The following is a 15,475-nucleotide window of genomic DNA, read 5'->3' on the forward strand; positions in this document are numbered from 1 at the left end:
GAACGCCGGAAGTAGTTGGGGGTTGCCCCCTGTGAGATATGGAAGTCGCTTAGCTTTATTCCGCCATAGCTCAGTTGGTAGTAGCGCATGACTGTTAATCATGATGTCGTAGGTTCGAGTCCTACTGGCGGAGTAGTTAAGAAAAAGAGGTTAAGTCCTCTTTTTTTGTTATGTAATTTATAATCTATTTTGTGTTATTTGGTGAGATATATTTTTCTTGGAGAGATAGGTAAACCATTTGTTTCAAGGTGAGGAATACTAGAGTTTTTTTGAAGGTTACATTTCTGAATCAGACTTACACAATCAGGACAAAGTGATGATTTTCTTTAGTGTATCCCTATTAACAATATCTATAATTTGGAGATTAGGTTTTTTAATAGCAAGCAGTTTTGTGATAAATGTAATTGTTCTATATGATTCTTTTTATAGATTATATTGAAATTTTTTATAGCTAAATTCTCAAACTAAGTTCCACTGGTTTTAATAATACTTGATTTTATTGATTTTGTAGTTGACGAGTAGATCTCATTTCTAACTCAAACGTCTCACACTTAATTTCACCATGAGAATCCATTTTAGACTAACTTCCACTTCGATCAGTCAAGAGGAAGTTACTTTAAGAAGTTACCGAAATTTTTATACTATAAAATTAACTCCGTAATATCTATATAAAAATATTATAGTTCTAAGAGGATTTACCCCAAAGTTTTAAGTCGGTCTCTTTAGGACTTTAATCATTTGACATTTAGGTAGTAAATTTATTCCTATTCTGTCAATTTTTCCTTTTTGTTATTTTGTTGAGGTTTGTATTTTAACAATTCAGGAATTGTTAATAACTGTTTATAATTTTTTGTTAGAATAAGGTCATAAAAAGTAAAGGAGTGTATGCTTATGCTACAAAGTATTTATGATCAGATGATGGATTTTTATAGAAATATTGAAGAAGAGTATGGTATGTTCTTCGGTGATAATTTTGATTGGGAACATGTTCATTTTAAGTTTTTGATTTATTATCTTGTCCGATATCGTATTGGGAATCATCAGGATTTTATTGTTTACCATTATCGTGTTGCTTATCGTTTGTATATTGAAAAATTGATAATGAAACAAGGTTTTGTTGCTTGTTGAGACAGTATGAGTTAATTTCCGAACAAATTTACTTTTTTATGGAAAGATAATAATAAATAGCTAGTTATTTTTATAAATCATTTTTTAATAGTTGGAAATAGCAAATCTTTCTATTGTTTCTTCTTGATAAAAAGGCGATTTTTTCTTATAATAAATTGTAAGATATAATTGCAGGTGAGAGTCCTGCCATGTATGTGAGAAAGGAAGAGCCTGAGGGCTCAGACAAGATTATGACTTCAGTTGTTGTTGTAGGTACCCAATGGGGTGATGAAGGTAAAGGGAAGATTACAGACTTCCTTTCAGCTAATGCAGAAGTGATTGCACGTTACCAAGGTGGTGATAATGCAGGTCACACGATTGTGATTGATGGTAAGAAATTTAAGTTGCACTTGATTCCATCTGGAATTTTCTTCCCTGAAAAGATCTCTGTTATTGGGAATGGTATGGTTGTAAATCCTAAATCTCTTGTGAAAGAGTTGAGCTATCTTCATGAGGAAGGTGTTACAACTGATAACTTGCGTATTTCTGATCGCGCGCATGTCATTTTGCCTTATCATATCGAGTTGGATCGCTTGCAAGAAGAAGCTAAGGGCGACAATAAGATTGGGACTACAATTAAGGGAATTGGTCCAGCTTATATGGACAAGGCTGCTCGTGTTGGGATTCGTATCGCAGATCTTTTGGATAAAGATATTTTCCGTGAGCGTTTAGAACGTAACCTTGCTGAAAAGAATCGTCTTTTTGAAAAATTGTATGACAGTAAAGCGATTGCTTTTGATGATATTTTTGAAGAGTATTACGAATATGGTCAACAAATTAAGAAATATGTGACAGACACGTCTGTAATCTTGAACGATGCGCTTGATAATGGTAAGCGTGTGCTTTTTGAAGGTGCACAAGGTGTTATGCTAGATATCGACCAAGGTACCTATCCATTTGTTACGTCTTCAAACCCTGTAGCTGGTGGTGTTACGATTGGTTCAGGTGTCGGGCCAAGCAAGATTGACAAGGTTGTAGGTGTATGTAAAGCTTATACGAGTCGTGTAGGAGATGGTCCTTTCCCAACTGAGTTGTTTGATGAAGTGGGAGAACGTATCCGTGAAGTAGGTCATGAATATGGTACAACAACTGGTCGTCCACGTCGTGTGGGTTGGTTTGATTCAGTTGTAATGCGTCATAGTCGTCGTGTTTCTGGTATCACTAACCTTTCATTGAACTCTATCGATGTTTTGAGTGGTTTAGATACAGTGAAGATTTGTGTGGCCTATGATCTTGATGGTCAACGTATTGACTACTATCCGGCTAGTCTTGAGCAATTGAAACGTTGCAAGCCTATCTATGAAGAGTTGCCAGGTTGGTCAGAAGATATTACCGGAGTTCGTAAGTTGGAAGATCTTCCTGAGAATGCGCGTAACTATGTTCGTCGTGTGAGTGAATTGGTTGGCGTTCGTATTTCTACTTTCTCAGTAGGTCCTGGTCGTGAACAAACAAATATTTTAGAAAGTGTTTGGTCCTAAGAGATTTTTAAGATTTGTTTAAGATAGGTAGGGTATACTATAGACAGTTACAAGAAGACCTCCTAACTTGTTGTAACAAATATCCTAAACTTTTCTTTTTCATAATAATCTCCCTATAAAGTCACCGCATTCGGTGGCTTTTTTTGTCTTGGGATTCATGATATAATAATAAAATCGATAAGTAGTAAAAGGGAAATTGATGAATTATACAGTTGAAGAAAAAGAAGTCTTTATGAGGGAGGCATTGAGAGAGGCTGAGATTGCTCTTGAACACGATGAAATTCCAATTGGTTGTGTGATTGTCAAGGAGGGCGAAATCATTGGTCGTGGGCATAATGCGCGTGAGGAACTGCAACGAGCGGTTATGCATGCGGAGATTATGGCTATAGAGAATGCGAACATGAGTGAGGAAAGCTGGCGCTTGCTGGATTGCACGCTTTTTGTGACCATTGAGCCTTGTGTCATGTGTAGTGGGGCGATTGGACTCGCCCGTATTCCAAACGTGGTCTATGGGGCTAAAAACCAGAAATTTGGCGCTGCTGGGAGTTTGTACGATATCTTGACAGATGAGCGTCTCAATCATCGTGTGGAGGTTGAAACGGGAATTTTGGAAGATGAATGCGCAGCTATTATGCAGGACTTTTTTAGAAATAGACGGAAAAAATAATTTTGCTTTTAAAATGAATAGGAATGTGATATAATAAATAGTGGAGCAACAGTTCTGCGTGAAGCGGGTCAGGGGAGGAATCCAGCAGCCCTAAGCGATTTGAATTGTGTGCTCTTTTTTTCGTGCTTTTTCCGAATAAATAAGATAGAATAATCTAGAATAAATGATAATAGAAAAGAGAAGATGATGAAAATTCGTGGTTTTGAATTGGTTTCGAGTTTTACAGATGAGAATTTATTGCCCAAGCGTGAGACAGCGCATGCGGCTGGTTACGACTTAAAGGTTGCTGTGCGTACAGTTATTGCGCCAGGAGAGATTGTATTGGTTCCGACAGGGGTTAAGGCTTATATGCAACCGACTGAGGTTCTCTACCTCTATGATCGTTCTTCAAATCCTCGTAAGAAGGGCTTGGTCTTGATTAATTCAGTTGGGGTCATTGACGGGGATTATTATGGAAATCCTGGGAATGAAGGGCATGTTTTTGCTCAGATGAAGAATATCACAGACCAAGAGGTTGTTCTTGAAGTTGGAGAACGTGTTGTCCAGGCTGTCTTTGCTCCTTTCTTAATTGCAGATGGAGATGCGGCTGATGGCGTTCGAACTGGTGGATTTGGATCGACAGGGCACTAGAATGAAGATTATCTTTGTACGTCATGGAGAGCCAGATTATAGTATGCTTGATAAACTTGAAAATCCGCAACTCTATAGTGGTTTTGGTCGTGATTTAGCACCATTGACAGAAAAAGGTCGCAGTCTGGCAAAAGAGATTGCTAAAACTGCATGTTTTGGAAAGGCAGAGATTATTATTTCATCGTCTGTGACGAGGGCTTTAGAAACAGCACATTATATAGCAGTTGAAACAGGATTGGACTTATTTGTGGAGCCGTTTTTTCATGAGTGGCGTCCAGACTTAGATAGCACTAACTCTGATTTAACTAGTGTATTGGTAGCTCATGAATATTATCTAAAACATCAAGGAGGTTTATCTGAAGATTCTCCTTATCGCTATGAAACTGATCTAGAGATGCGTCATCGTTTTTTAAGAGCTTTGGAAAAATATAAAAATTATAAAACTATTATCATTGTAACTCACGGAATGCTCATGCGCCAGTTTGTGCCAAATGAGAAGATTGATTTTTGCCAAGTGATTGAATGTGAGATAGAGATATAGAAAGAGGTTTATTATCGTAAAGAAAAAGGCGACATTTGTGTGTCAAAATTGTGAATATAATTCCCCTAAATATCTGGGGCGCTGTCCCAACTGTGGGTCTTGATCTTCTTTTGTAGAAGAGGTTGAGATTGCCGAGGTAAAGAATGCGCGTGTGTCCTTGACAGGTGAGAAAAGACAGAAAGAAGAAATTTGCGACCGGCTTGCTGCTTGTATCTTCTCGTATCTTTGAGAAGCGTTGGGCTTCTTGCTTTACTAATCCAGATTTAAAAGATTTTTTAGAGGGAAACGGTGCTAAAAGCATAGAGTTTATAGGGGTAGATGGCAATGGCTGTGTTAAGGCTTCCGTTTTGGCAACTACCAAGGAGAATTATCAGGTTTCTGTCGATTTGTCTGCTGTCGGAGTTGCCAACCAGAAGAAATTCTCTAAAACACTGAAGCAGTGGCAAGATTGCGGAATCAAGATTGGATAGTTTTATGGGGATCTTAATATGAAAATTATTTTTATCCGTCACGGAGAGCCAAATTACCGTGAGTTAGAGGAGCGTTCCTATACTGGATTTGGGATAGATTTGGCACCCTTGTCTGAGAAGGGACGACAACAAGCTCAGGAACTGAGCAAAGATCCTTTCCTCTCTTCAGCAGAAATAATCGTGTCTTCTGCAGTGACGCGAGCTTTAGAAACGGCTTTTTATGTATCCTGTGCTACTGGCCTTCCTTTGAGGGTAGAGCCATTATTGCATGAATGGCAGGTTTATGAAACAGGTATAGAGAACTTTGAAACAGCTAGATGTCTGTTTTTAGAAAACAAGGGGGAGTTGCTCCCAAATTCTCCTGTTCAATATGAGACAGCTGTAGAGATGAAGTCTCGTTTTCTAGAATGCATGGCTAAGTATCGGGAACATCAAACTGTGGTAGTTGTAGCCCATCGCATGCTCATGCGTCAGTTTGTGCCAAATGAGAAGATTGATTTTTGCCAAGTAATTGAGTGTGAGTTAGAGATATAGAAAGAGGTTTATCATCGCAAAGAAAAAAGCGACATTTGTATGTCAAAATTGTGGGTATAATTCCCCTAAGTATCTAGGACGTTGTCCCAACTGTGGATCTTGGTCTTCTTTTGTAGAAGAGGTTGAGGTTGCCGAGGTCAAGAATGCGCGTGTGTCCTTGACAGGTGAGAAAACCAAGCCCATGAAATTGGCTGAGGTGACTTCAGTCAACGTCAATCGAACCAAGACGGAGATGGAGGAATTCAACCGTGTACTTGGGGGAGGAGTGGTACCAGGGAGTCTCGTCCTAATTGGTGGAGATCCAGGTATTGGAAAATCAACCCTTCTCTTACAAGTATCAACCCAGTTGTCTCAAGTGGGGACTGTTCTATACGTCAGTGGGGAGGAGTCTGCCCAGCAGATTAAGCTACGAGCAGAGCGCTTGGGTGATATTGATAGTGAATTTTATCTCTATGCAGAGACCAATATGCAGAGTGTTCGAGCTGAGGTGGAGCGCATCCAACCAGACTTCCTCATTATTGACTCTATCCAGACCATTATGTCTCCTGAGATTTCAGGGGTGCAGGGGTCTGTTTCTCAGGTGCGTGAGGTGACGGCTGAGCTCATGCAGCTGGCCAAGACCAATAACATTGCCATCTTTATCGTAGGGCATGTAACCAAGGAAGGAACCTTGGCTGGTCCTCGTATGCTAGAGCATATGGTGGATACGGTGCTGTACTTTGAAGGGGAGCGCCACCATACCTTTCGTATCTTGAGAGCGGTCAAAAACCGTTTTGGTTCTACCAATGAAATTGGGATTTTTGAGATGCAGTCGGGCGGTTTGGTTGAGGTACTCAATCCGAGTCAAGTTTTCCTAGAAGAGCGTTTAGACGGTGCTACGGGCTCGTCAATTGTTGTGACCATGGAAGGGACGCGTCCGATTTTGGCGGAAGTTCAGGCTTTGGTAACACCGACCATGTTTGGAAATGCCAAGCGTACGACGACAGGACTTGATTTTAATCGTGCGAGTCTGATTATGGCTGTTTTGGAAAAGCGGGCAGGGCTTCTCTTGCAAAATCAGGATGCCTACCTCAAATCTGCTGGGGGTGTCAAATTGGATGAACCTGCCATTGACTTGGCCGTTGCTGTTGCCATTGCTTCTAGTTACAAAGATAAGCCAACCAATCCTCAGGAATGTTTTGTCGGAGAATTGGGCTTGACAGGAGAAATTCGGCGCGTGAATCGTATCGAGCAGCGCATCAATGAAGCTGCTAAACTGGGTTTTACTAAGATTTATGTACCTAAGAATTCCTTGACAGGAATCACTCCGCCTAAGGAAATTCAGGTTATTGGAGTGACAACGATTCAGGAAGTTTTGAAAAAGGTTTTTGCTTAATCTGTGACAAATCCTCTTAAAAATGATAAGATAGGAGAAATATTTGACTATCAAATTTTCAAGGAGGGAATCGTGTCGTATTTTGAACAGTTTATGCAAGCCAATCAGGCTTATGTTGCCCTACATGGGCAGTTAAATCTGCCACTTAAACCCAAAACTAGAGTAGCCATTGTGACCTGTATGGACTCTCGTTTGCACGTTGCGCAAGCTTTAGGTTTGGCACTTGGGGATGCTCATATCTTGCGGAATGCAGGTGGTCGAGTGACAGAAGACATGATTCGTTCGCTAGTTATTTCCCAGCAACAAATGGGGACAAGAGAGATTGTGGTATTGCACCATACAGACTGTGGTGCTCAGACCTTTGAAAATGGGCCTTTTCAGGAGTATCTGAAAGAGGAACTAGGTGTTGATGTGTCAGACCAGGACTTCTTGCCCTTCCAAGATATAGAGGAGAGTGTACGCGAGGACATGCAACTTCTTATCGAGTCTCCCCTAATACCAGACGATGTCATTATCTCTGGTGCTATTTACGATGTGGATACAGGAAGTATGACAGTTGTAGAATTATAAACACTTTATTTAGAAAGAAAGTGTATGAAGAAAAACAGTATTTTATTTATTTTTATCTTATTGCTCTGTATTGGTTTACAGTATGAAACCATCTATTATACGGATGGTTCGATGTCAGCTGAGGAATATGGACTAATGGGAGTTTCTATCTTTCTAGCTCTCTTTTACATGATTCCGACTCTTTATTTCCTTTTCCGTATTGGGAAAAAATGGTAATTACCAAAGAAGGCCTTGATTTTGTCTTTATTGGGAGGAATGTTCCTTTCAGGCTGGTTGTCTAGCTTTGCTAATACCTATATCCATGATTTACTGGGCGTTCTTTTCCCAGATAGTGCATTTTTAAATGCCTTTGAAAGTGCTATTGTGGCTCCTTTGGTAGAAGAGCCGTTGAAATTATTGCCACTTGTCTTTGTTTTAGCTTTGATTCCTGTGCGAAAATTAAAATCATTGTTTTTACTAGGCATTGCTTCTGGTTTGGTATTCCAAATAATTGAGGATATTGGCTACATTCGTACGGATTTGCCAGAGGGTTTTGACTTTACTATTTCGAGAATTTTAGAGCGTATCATCTCAGGTATTGCCTCTCACTGGACTTTTTCAGGTCTAGCTGTAGTAGGTGTTTACTTGCTTTACAGAGCCTATAAAGGACAGAAGGTTGGCAAGAAAGAGGGGCTTATTTTCTTAGGTTTGGCCTTGGGAACTCATTTCTTGTTTAACTCTCCTTTTGTAGAATTAGAGACAGAGTTGCCACTAGCGATTCCAGTGGTTACGGCTATTGCTCTCTATGGTTTTTATCAGGCTTATCGCTTTGTTGAGAAGCACAATGAGTTGATGAACTAGAATATTTTGCAAAAGAATGATGCAAGGGTACAAATATGGTACCCTTCTTTTATTTTTGATTGAAAAATAGTGTAAAAAGCGCTACAATGGTAGATGGAAAAATCTTGTGAAAAGCACAAGCGATACATATATACCGGAGGAAATCATGTCTTTTTCTGATTTAAAGCTGTTTGCCCTTTCTTCTAATCAAGAATTGGCAAAACGTGTAGCGCAGGAGATTGGGATAGAGTTGGGGAAATCAAGTGTTCGTCAATTTTCAGATGGAGAGATTCAGGTCAACATTGAAGAATCAATCCGTGGGAAACACGTCTTTATCCTACAATCGACTAGTTCGCCTGTAAATGACAATCTGCTTGAAATTTTGATTATGGTAGATGCTTTGAAGCGTGCGAGTGCAGAATCTGTCAATGTTGTCATGCCTTACTATGGGTATGCACGTCAGGATAGAAAGGCGAGAGCGCGTGAGCCAATCACTTCAAAACTTGTCGCAAATATGCTTGAAGTAGCTGGAGTGGATCGTTTATTGACCATCGACTTACATGCTGCGCAGATTCAAGGATTCTTTGATATTCCTGTGGATCATTTAATGGGTGCTCCTCTGATTGCGGATTATTTTGAGCGTCGTGGCATGGTTGGTTCTGACTATGTGGTTGTCAGCCCAGACCATGGAGGGGTGACTCGTGCTCGTAAGTTGGCAGAATTTTTGAAAACATCTATCGCTATCATCGACAAACGTCGTAGTGTTGATAAGATGAATACTAGTGAAGTCATGAATATCATCGGTAAGGTCGAAGGCAAGACTTGTATTTTGATTGATGATATGATTGATACTGCTGGAACGATTTGTCATGCGGCAGATGCCCTTGCAGAAGCTGGTGCTGTTGAAGTCTATGCAAGCTGTACGCACCCAGTTCTTTCTGGTCCTGCTATGGACAATATCCAAAAATCAGCTATTAAGAAATTGGTTGTTTTGGATACCATCTATCTGCCAGAAGAGCGTTTGATTGATAAGATTGAGCAGATTTCAATCGCTCATCTACTGGGTGATGCTATCGTACGTATCCATGAAAAACGCCCACTTTCTCCACTTTTCAGTATTGAGAAAAAGATTTAATGATCGAGCCTGAGATGATTCTCAGGTTTTTTTCATCTCTTTTCCGAATAAATAAGATAGAGCCAGAGAATCTAGTAAACCTAGATTTAAAAATGTGCTATAATGAAAGGAGAGAAAGTATGACATTACGTCATCCGGGCATTAGCCCAACTAATGATTTGGTTGCTAAGAAAATCTTTAGCAATCCAGAAATCACTTGTCAATTTATTCGCGATATGCTGGATTTACCAGCCAAAAATGTGACCATTTTAGAGGGAAGTAATATTCATGTCTTGCCTTCCCTGCCGTACTCGGCTCAGGATTTCTATACCAGTATAGACGTCTTGGCAGAGTTGGACAATGGAACGCAAGTAATTATTGAAATCCAAGTTCATCATCAGAATTTTTTCATCAATCGCCTATGGGCTTACCTATGCAGTCAGGTCAATCAAAACCTCGAAAAAATTCGTCAGCAAGAGGGTAATACTCATCAGAGTTACAAGCATATCGCACCAGTTTATGCTATTGCCATTGTAGATAGCAATTATTTCCAAGATGACTTGGCTTTCCATAGCTTTAGTATGCGCGAGGACACGACAGGTGAGGCTTTAACAATTACAAACAATGGACAAGAAAACCATCTAGTCAAGATGGCATTCTTGGAATTAAAAAAATATAGAGAAACCAGCAAAGACAAAGTTCGCAAGCCGTGGTTGGAGTTTTTCGGGAACAAACCCTTTACCCAACAACCTGAGCGGGCCATCAGCCAAGCAGACCAACTGCTGGACTACAAGAGCTGGTCCGAGGAGGACAGGAAAATGTTTAGTCAACTACGTATGCGTGAAGAACAAGCGTTATTGGCTCAGGATTATGCCTTGGAAACTGCTAGGGAAGAAGGGAAACTTTTTGCCTTTCTGGATATGGTTCGCCAAGGTCTTCTAACACCTGAGGTTGCAAGTCAGCAATTAGGCATGACCGTCGCTGAGTTTGAGGCGTTGTTGTAAGACCGTCATAAATAAGACCTAAAAATACAGAGAAACCAGCAAAGACAAGGTTCGCAAACCGTGGTTGGAGTTTTTCGGTAACAAACCCTTTACCCAACAACCTGAGCGAGCTATCAGTCAGGCAGACCAACTGCTAGACTATAAAAGCTGGTCCGAGGAGGACAGGAAGATGTTTAGTCAACTACGTATGCGTGAAGAACAAGCATTATTGGCTCATGATTATGCCTTAGAAACCGCTAGAGCCGAAGGTATTGAACAAGGTTTAGAACGTGGACTTGAACGTGGTCGTGCAGAGGGAATTGAAAAGGGGCGAGAAGAAGGTATTGAACAGGGACTGGAGCGTGGGAAATTCTTTGCATTCTTAGATATGGTTCGTCAAGGTCTTCTGACTTCCGAGGTTGCCAGCCAGCAATTAGGCATGACTGTCTCTGAGTTTGAGGCACTCTTATAAGACCATCACAAGTGATGGCGTTCTTGGAACTAAAAAAATACAGAGAAACCAGCAAAGACGAGGTTCGCAAGCCGTGGTTGGAGTTTTTTGGGAATAAGCCCTTTACCCAAGCCCCCGAGCGAGCCATCAGTCAGGCAGACCAACTGCTAGACTACAAGAGCTGGTCTGAGGAGGACAGGAAGATGTTTAGTCAACTACGTATGCGTGAAGAACAAGCGTTATTGGCTCAGGATTATGCCTTGGAAACAGCTAGGGCGGAGGGATTGGAACAAGGTATTGAACAAGGTTTAGAGCGTGGTCGTGCAGAGGGGATTGAACAGGGATTAAAAGTAGGTTTAGTAAATCTAGTACATAAAGGTCTTCTAACACCTGAAGTTGCCAGCCAACAATTGGGCATGACGGTCGCAGAGTTTGAGGCCTTGCTATAAGGTCACATTTTAAATAGTAGAAAGTTGATGAAATGGCAAGTTCTTATCAAAAAACTTGCTATTTTTGCTTGACATTTGATAGAGTTTGTAAGATAATATCATGGAAGTGAGCACTATCTAATTATTCAAGTTATTTAGATAGAGTAGTTTTTGCTAAAGTTTCTGATGATTTTTACAACTTACCTCTCTAAATTTTTATGTTTTACATAAGAATGACCTTTTTGTCTCTTTTTAAAAAAATGATGAAAAAGAAAAAATTATCAGAAAACCCTTGACAAATCCTGCAAATATTTATATACTGTATAGTAGTAAGATAGTCTTACGAAAAATATTATAAAGAAAATGAAGGAGATAAAACGATGAAAAAAGTTTTATTGACAAGTGCTGTTGTTTTGGCAGCTTTCGGTGCCTATAACTCAGTAAATGCGCAAGATGTTACTGTTCCATCAGTTACAGCTAATACAAGTACTTATGTACAAACTCTTAAACAAAAAATTGAATTAGTTCGTTCTGGTTATGCATACTATAAAGCTGACGGTACAAGAGCTGTTGAACCAGCAGATGCAACAAAAGCTGATGCATTGGCTAACAAAGTTAATGCTGTTCAACAAGCTATCAATGAGCTTACACAACGTCAAAATGAATATAAAACAGTTTATGCACGTTACCATGAAGCTTTGACAGACCGCCAAGCTCGTGAAGCAAAATTAGAAGAATTGGCTGCTGCTGTTAAAACTGCATCAGATAAACTTACTACTCTCTTAGTTGATACTCAAGCTTATAGTAATGTAAATATTGCTTTGAGAACTGAACAGGCTGCTTTAGAAGGTACTGGAGCAGGAAGTATTGCTGCTGCTGAGACAGATGTTGTTGCAAAAGAAGCTATCCTAGTAGATGCTCGAAAAACTTTAGCTGACTATAAAGCAAATCATGCAACTAAATTTGATTTTGATGCTAGTGGTGTAAACCAATATGACCAAAGAGTAAAACAATTAACAGATGATGTTACTTCTGCAGAGTCTGATTATAATGACGCTAAAACTGTATTAGCTACTCGTTCAGCTCGTTTAGATCAAGTTTATGCAGAAATTGACCAAGTTATCGATGTTGACTATGCTACAAGCTATGCTATTCATCAAGCTCAAAAAGAACTTCGAGTAGCACGTAGAGCACAATCAGAAAATAATGGTAAATTGGCTGCTGCTAAGAAATTGGTAGATGGTGATCCTGCAACAGGTCGTGTAGGTCTTAGAGCTGAATTGGATACTCTTACAGGAACAGGTGCAGGAAGCATTGCTGCAGCTAAATCAACTTTAGGCGCTGCAATTGGAGCAGCTAATGCTGAATTTGGTTCTATTGCTCCAGACAAAGCAAAAGCTCTTGGATTGACATTTGAGTTGGATAAAATTAAAGCAGCTGTTGAAGAAGTTGTTGCACAAAACCCTGTAAAACCAGCAGAAAAACCAGCAGAAAAACCAGCAGCTCAAGCGGCATGGGTTCAATCAGGTTCTCGCTGGTGGTACAAACACGCTGATGGTTCTTACACAACTAACGGTTGGGAAAAAATCAACGGTACTTGGTACTACTTCGACCAAGCTGGTTGGATGGCAACTGGTTGGGTTAAAGACAATGGTACTTGGTACTATCTAGATGGTTCAGGTGCAATGCAAACTGGTTGGAAATATGTAGGTAGCCACTGGTACTACCTAGATGGTTCAGGTGCATTACTTGTAAATACAACTACTCCTGACGGTTACACTGTAAACGGAAATGGTGAGTTAGTATAATACTAATATATAAACAAAGACTAGGAGTAAAATCTCCTAGTTTTTTCTTACATTTATTATAGGAAAGGTAGATGGTCTATATAAAAATTAACTATTTAATAAAGGATATTTTTCTCATGAAAAAAATACTAACCGGTATGTTTTACTAGCCACTTCAGTGCTAGCTATGGCAGCAGTTCAACCAGTAAACGCTGCAAGTACAGGAACTGAGGTCGTTGTTACAGGTAATCAACTAATTTCAATAGTTAAAGAAGTTCACTATGTGGTATTTCAAAATGGTGCTACTGTAGCTGATGCTGAAAAATTATTAGAAGAAGTTGCTAAAACTAAAGACAAAGCAGTAGATGCTATTACAAATAAATCACTGACTCCTGAAGAAAAAGCTGAACTTAAAAAAGCAGAAGAAGCAGGAGCTAGAACAGAATAGGTTGCAGAAAGAAGAAGCAGGAGCTAGAACAGAATAGGTTGCAGAAAATGGAGATAATTTAGTTACTGAAGAAAATGGTAAGTGGATTACGTATGATGGAGATGTGTTAATTACTGGAGATAAAGGTAAATTAGATAAAGACTATTTAGGAAGTCATACACATATTCTTGAAGATGGCTACACTTATGTTAGAACTGAAAAAAATGGTTCTTTGACTCGTCATATTTATTCTGCAAGTCCAACTATTGCTAAGAAAACAATGTGGGTAGATGGTGATAATGATGTTATCCTATTTGAGGAAAAAGATTTTAATGAGAAAAACTATGTAGGTCACCATGATGAACTTCTTAACAAAGGTTATGAATTTTTAGGAGCTGATTGGTATGATGTCGAAGGTGAGACAGTTACTGGATTTGTATATAAGAAGGTAAGAGATGCTATCCCAGCTCCAACTGTAGCAGGAACTAGTCAAGATAATACTTATCAAGCCCCAGCTGCAAAAGCAGAAGATAAGAAAGAACTTCCAAATACTGGTGGTAAAGATAACGTTGCAGTTGCATCATTAGGATTCCTAGGATTGCTCCTTGGTGCCCTTCCATTTGTTAAACGTAAAAACTAATTAGTTGAAAATATGAAATAGAAGGATTTATGCCCTTCTCTTTTTGTGATATTGACTATAGTGAAAGTTCTATTGAAAGAAGAAAAAAGTGAACAAAACGATATTTTAGTCTTGTTCACTTTTATGTTATTTTATAAACTTACAACAGCGCCTCGAACTCAGCGACGGTCATGCCTAATTGCTCACTCGCAAATTCGGAAGTCAGGAGACCTTGGCGAACCATGTCTAAGAAGGCAAAAAGTTTCCCTTCTTCCCTTCCTTCAACTTTCCCACGCTCTAAGCCCTTTTCCTCTGCTTGTTCCAAGGCATAGTCATGAGCCAATAATGCTTGTTCTTCGCGCATACGTAGTTGACTAAACATTTTCCTGTCCTCCTCGGACCAGCTCTTGTAGTCTAGCAGTTGGTCTGCTTGGCTGATGGCTCGCTCAGGTTGCTGGGTAAAGGGTTTATTCCCGAAAAACTCCAACCACGGCTTGCGAATGCTATCTTTGCTGGTTTCTCTATATTTTTAGGTCTTATTTATGATGGTCTTTCAATAGTGACTCAAACTCATCAACAGTCATGCCCAATTGCTGACTTGCAACCTCGGAAGTCAGGAGACCTTGGCGAACCATGTCTAAGAAGGCAAAAAGTTTCCCTTCTTCCCTTCCTTCAACTTTCCCACGCTCAAGACCACGCTCTAAACCTTGTTCAATACCTTGCTCCAGCCCCTCTGCCCTAGCTGTCTCCAAGGCATAGTCCTGTGCTAACAAGGCTTGTTCTTCTCTCATACGTAGTTGACTAAACATTTTCCTGTCCTCCTCGGACCAACTCTTATAGTCTAGCAGTTGGTCTGCTTGGCTGATGGCCCGCTCAGGTTGCTGGGTAAAGGGTTTATTCCCGAAAAACTCCAACCACGGCTTGCGAATGCTATCTTTGCTGGTTTCTCTATATTTTTTTAATTCTAAGAAAGCCATTTTAACCAGATGGTTTTCTTGACCGTTGTTTGTAATTGTTAAGACTTCACCTGTCGTATCCTCTCGCATGCTAAAGCTATGAAAAGCCAAGTCATCTGAGAAGTATATGCTATCCACAATTGCGATAGCATATACTGGTGCGATGTGTTTGTAACTCTGGTGTGTATCACCTTCTCGTTGACGAATTTTTTCTAGGTTTTGATTGACCTGACTACATAGATAAGCCCACAAGCGATTGATGAAAAAATTCTGATGATGCACCTGAATCTCAATGATTACTTGAGTTCCATTATCCAACTCTGCCAAGACATCTATACTTGTATAGAAATCCTGTGCTGAGTACGGCATAGAAGGCAAGACGTGAATGTTACTTCCCTCCAAAATGGTCACATTTTTTGCAGGCAAGTCCAGCATATCGCGGATAAATTGACAAGTGAT

At 39.9% G+C, this 15,475-nt stretch carries 13 protein-coding genes, 1 tRNA gene, 1 other RNA gene and 8 pseudogenes; 20 read left to right on the forward strand and 3 right to left on the reverse strand.

What is annotated here, in order from left to right; translation table 11 throughout:
* Positions 1-59: 59 nt before the first annotated feature.
* Positions 60-133 (forward strand) — tRNA-Asn (locus tag RWP09_RS09705).
* Between the two features lie 94 nt (positions 134-227).
* On the opposite strand, the pseudogene RWP09_RS09710 reads toward RWP09_RS09705, so the two are convergent.
* Positions 228-405, reverse strand: a pseudogene (locus RWP09_RS09710) (ISL3 family transposase); the annotation flags it as partial.
* Positions 406-891: 486 nt separating this feature from the next.
* Here RWP09_RS09710 and comW point away from each other — a divergent pair.
* From comW to RWP09_RS09890, 19 genes and pseudogenes are all read left to right on the forward strand, one after another.
* Positions 892-1,128, forward strand: coding sequence for a sigma(X)-activator ComW (gene comW, locus RWP09_RS09715; protein WP_314437146.1), 237 nt, complete (start codon positions 892-894; stop codon positions 1,126-1,128).
* A gap of 230 nt (positions 1,129-1,358) precedes the next feature.
* Positions 1,359-2,645 carry an adenylosuccinate synthase gene (locus RWP09_RS09720; RefSeq protein ID WP_173282840.1) on the forward strand — a complete coding sequence of 429 codons (1,287 nt, stop codon included), beginning with the start codon at positions 1,359-1,361 and terminating at the stop codon, positions 2,643-2,645.
* A gap of 199 nt (positions 2,646-2,844) precedes the next feature.
* Positions 2,845-3,312, forward strand: a complete 468-nt coding sequence (tadA, locus tag RWP09_RS09725) for a tRNA adenosine(34) deaminase TadA (RefSeq protein WP_314437149.1) — start codon at positions 2,845-2,847, stop codon at positions 3,310-3,312.
* A gap of 32 nt (positions 3,313-3,344) precedes the next feature.
* Positions 3,345-3,442, forward strand: an RNA gene (gene ffs / locus RWP09_RS09730) — signal recognition particle sRNA small type.
* Between the two features lie 56 nt (positions 3,443-3,498).
* Positions 3,499-3,942, forward strand: a complete 444-nt coding sequence (locus tag RWP09_RS09735; protein ID WP_125410200.1) for a dUTP diphosphatase — start codon at positions 3,499-3,501, stop codon at positions 3,940-3,942.
* 1 nt (position 3,943) lies between these two features.
* Positions 3,944-4,483, forward strand: a complete 540-nt coding sequence (locus RWP09_RS09740) for a histidine phosphatase family protein (protein WP_314437176.1) — start codon at positions 3,944-3,946, stop codon at positions 4,481-4,483.
* 37 nt (positions 4,484-4,520) lie between these two features.
* Positions 4,521-4,655 (forward strand): annotated as a pseudogene (locus tag RWP09_RS09745) (DNA repair protein RadA); the annotation flags it as partial.
* Positions 4,651-4,953: pseudogene (locus RWP09_RS09750) on the forward strand (isochorismatase family protein); the annotation flags it as partial. The pseudogenes RWP09_RS09745 and RWP09_RS09750, both read left to right, overlap by 5 nt.
* Before the next feature lie 18 nt (positions 4,954-4,971).
* A complete protein-coding gene (locus RWP09_RS09755; protein ID WP_314437157.1) occupies positions 4,972-5,487 on the forward strand; it encodes a histidine phosphatase family protein in 516 nt (171 codons plus the stop codon).
* A gap of 10 nt (positions 5,488-5,497) precedes the next feature.
* Complete coding sequence (gene radA, locus RWP09_RS09760) at positions 5,498-6,862, forward strand: DNA repair protein RadA (RefSeq protein WP_399553580.1); 1,365 nt, start codon at positions 5,498-5,500, stop codon at positions 6,860-6,862.
* 72 nt (positions 6,863-6,934) lie between these two features.
* Positions 6,935-7,432 (forward strand): carbonic anhydrase, encoded by a 498-nt coding sequence (locus RWP09_RS09765; protein WP_004237611.1) that lies wholly within the window; start codon positions 6,935-6,937, stop codon positions 7,430-7,432.
* A 24-nt stretch (positions 7,433-7,456) separates the two neighbouring features.
* Positions 7,457-8,272 (forward strand): annotated as a pseudogene (locus RWP09_RS09770) (PrsW family intramembrane metalloprotease).
* A 145-nt stretch (positions 8,273-8,417) separates the two neighbouring features.
* The gene (locus RWP09_RS09775) at positions 8,418-9,386 is read left to right on the forward strand and encodes a ribose-phosphate diphosphokinase (protein ID WP_033682853.1); all 969 of its coding nucleotides are present in this window, start codon (positions 8,418-8,420) and stop codon (positions 9,384-9,386) included.
* Positions 9,387-9,505: 119 nt separating this feature from the next.
* Positions 9,506-10,369 (forward strand): Rpn family recombination-promoting nuclease/putative transposase, encoded by an 864-nt coding sequence (locus tag RWP09_RS09780; RefSeq protein ID WP_314437160.1) that lies wholly within the window; start codon positions 9,506-9,508, stop codon positions 10,367-10,369.
* A gap of 22 nt (positions 10,370-10,391) precedes the next feature.
* A pseudogene (locus RWP09_RS09785) lies at positions 10,392-10,820 on the forward strand (hypothetical protein); the annotation flags it as partial.
* Between the two features lie 14 nt (positions 10,821-10,834).
* Positions 10,835-11,248 (forward strand): annotated as a pseudogene (locus tag RWP09_RS09790) (flagellar assembly protein H domain protein); the annotation flags it as partial.
* A gap of 359 nt (positions 11,249-11,607) precedes the next feature.
* Entirely contained in the window at positions 11,608-13,035 is a 1,428-nt protein-coding gene (locus tag RWP09_RS09795) for a hypothetical protein (RefSeq protein ID WP_314437163.1), read from the forward strand.
* Between the two features lie 166 nt (positions 13,036-13,201).
* Entirely contained in the window at positions 13,202-13,462 is a 261-nt protein-coding gene (locus tag RWP09_RS09800) for a hypothetical protein (RefSeq protein WP_314437166.1), read from the forward strand.
* Positions 13,463-13,910: 448 nt separating this feature from the next.
* Positions 13,911-14,081 (forward strand): annotated as a pseudogene (locus tag RWP09_RS09890) (LPXTG cell wall anchor domain-containing protein); the annotation flags it as partial.
* Between the two features lie 139 nt (positions 14,082-14,220).
* Here the strand turns inward: RWP09_RS09890 and RWP09_RS09810 are convergent.
* Both RWP09_RS09810 and RWP09_RS09815 read right to left on the reverse strand, forming a co-directional pair.
* Positions 14,221-14,589, reverse strand: a pseudogene (locus RWP09_RS09810) (hypothetical protein); the annotation flags it as partial.
* Positions 14,590-14,596: 7 nt separating this feature from the next.
* Positions 14,597-15,475, reverse strand: an 879-nt coding sequence (locus RWP09_RS09815) for an Rpn family recombination-promoting nuclease/putative transposase (protein WP_314437171.1), incomplete at its 5' end; no start/stop codon positions are given.

Source organism: uncultured Streptococcus sp., from assembly GCF_963521255.1.
GTDB lineage: Bacteria > Bacillota > Bacilli > Lactobacillales > Streptococcaceae > Streptococcus.